Source organism: Microvirga sp. HBU67558, from assembly GCF_018069605.1.
In the GTDB taxonomy this organism is placed as follows: Bacteria; Pseudomonadota; Alphaproteobacteria; order Rhizobiales; family Beijerinckiaceae; genus Microvirga; species Microvirga terrae.
Genome location: NZ_JAGPUP010000351.1, coordinates 1 through 2,082, shown reverse-complemented (window position 1 = coordinate 2,082; position 2,082 = coordinate 1). Strand labels below are relative to the sequence as shown.

Below are 2,082 nucleotides of genomic sequence, written 5' to 3'. Positions count from 1 at the left end.
TCACCCTTGAACTGGTTGGCGGCCTCGTCATTGCCGCCGTAATTGGCCGCAACCTTGTAGCCCGCATCCTTCAAGGCTTTTGAAATCGCGGCACCGATGCCGCGGGTGCCACCGGTGACCAATGCAACACGCGCCATGCTGTTTCTTCTCCCTATTGCGTTGATGGGATATCCTGCTGTCAGCTCTAACATAACCTTCCCGAACCTCGGGTTCGAACATCGCCGTGGGGCGCCGGCGACGTACTTTCGATAGGTTAAGGGCTGACCGTCAGGGCGCGATAAAGCGCTTCTCGGCTCAGTATGTTGGTGCGGCTCTGGCATGTTGCTTTCCTTACCTTTATCACATTGATTGTGTGGTTACTCAGACCTGAAGGATCCGGTCGGCAATTTCGGTGGCCGTTCGACGAGGACTTTGCAAAGGGCGTGCCAATGGCGCAGAGCACGAATGCAGTAGATGCATCTCGGCTTGCAATTCGGGGGCTGTGTCAAGCTCTGGGGGACGAGGTGCGGTTTGGCCAGAAAGTTTAACCGATCCAGGTCTGCCCGAGTGCGGCGGCCTATCGAGCGTTGTCGAAAAGAGCTACAATGGCTTTTGGCTGTTTGCAGCATGTCTGGCAGAAACGCGTTATGTCTTTGTGTTAGCGCTTCCGCGAGCGGACGCAGGCGCGATGGAAGTGCGCCAAGCGCTCACGCGGTGCTGATCCAGGGACAAGCGGAGTGGCATGATGGGTGGACGTTGCCCGTCTGAGACACGATCGCGCGCCTGCCGCTGCCCTCCGCTTCGCTCAAATTGGATCCTCTGGAGCGCATCTGGCCGTATGCCTAGCAAGAGACACATGTCTGGATATGGATGCGTGCTTGTAGTGTTTCTCGTCGTTGTTGGAATTGTTGAGTCTTCTCATGCGCCACATCGCTCGCCAGAAGCTCCATCAGTGCAGGGCCGTCGATGTGCTCAACAGCCGTCTCCGCATGATGGAGCTTCGCGGAAAGAGCCTTGCTATGTGGACAATGCACTCCGCTAGATCAGCGGCGCATACCAACAAGCGGAACGGCTCGCCCCGCGCCCCGGCAGGGACGTGTCAGCGCAATCACGGGCTAAACGGAATCCTTGAGAGACTACCCCCGGTGCGCCAATGGCTCTCGCAAATACGGTGCTATCCTCGACTGCCCTGTGCTCGCCCAAGCATGACGTGCTAAAGACCGAGGGGCAAGAGCATCGTCAACGTAACGGAGATATGGGCTCTGAAGGTGCTTTTAAGCTGAGGCAAGTCACTTAGTCGGCCCTAAATAACCCACAACTTGTTGGGGCAGAAGGATTCTTCGTCGCCACGAAGCATTGTAAAATGCCAGCATCTGGGGACGGACCCGCTCAAACCTGGTGCTTTGCCATGGGACCCAAGCCGACGCTGCCGAGTTCCGGTGATCTCTACCGCAGCCGCCTCGACCAAATCCTCGATCCCCGTCACGAGCTGTTTCGATTGGCGGCTCTCATCGACTAAGACCGCTTCGATCAGGAGTTCGGCCGCTTCTATCGGCCCCTGGGGCGGCCCGCCAAGCCGACGCGCCTGATGGTTGGGCTGTCGTATCTCCAGCACACCTTCAACCTGTCCGATGAGGCGGTGGTGCAACGCTGGATCGAGAACCCGTATTTGCAGTGGTTCTGTGGCTGTGAGTACTTCCAGCATGAGCTGCCGTGCGATCCCAGCTCGCTGACGCGCTGGCGCAAACGGCTCGGACCCGACGGACTCGAGAGCCTGCTGGCGGCCACCATCCAGGCCGGGCTGGACAGCGGCGCCGTGCGGTCGTCGAGCCTGGAGCGGATCAGCGTCGACACCACGCTGCAGCCCAAGGCGATGGCCCATCCCACCGACGCGAAGCTGTGCCTGAAGGCCTTGCAGGCGCTGGTGCGGCAGGCCAAGCGGCATGGCCTCGAGCTGCGTCAGGCCCACACCCGTCTGGCCCACACCCGTCTGGCCCAACGCGCAGCCGTGCAGGTCGGTCGCTATGCCCATGCCCGCCAGATGCGGCGCATGCGCCGCGAACTGAAGCGGCTGAAGATCTATCTCGGACGCGTGTACCGCGA

General features: G+C 60.2%; 1 protein-coding gene and 1 pseudogene. One reads left to right on the top strand and one right to left on the bottom strand.

The features are described from left to right. On the bottom strand, positions 1–137 hold a 137-nt coding region (locus KBI52_RS01760; protein ID WP_210804919.1), incomplete at its 3' end, for an SDR family NAD(P)-dependent oxidoreductase. A gap of 1,250 nt (positions 138–1,387) precedes the next feature. On the opposite strand from KBI52_RS01760, the pseudogene KBI52_RS01755 reads away from it, so the two are divergent. Next, positions 1,388–2,082 (top strand): annotated as a pseudogene (locus KBI52_RS01755) (transposase); the annotation flags it as partial.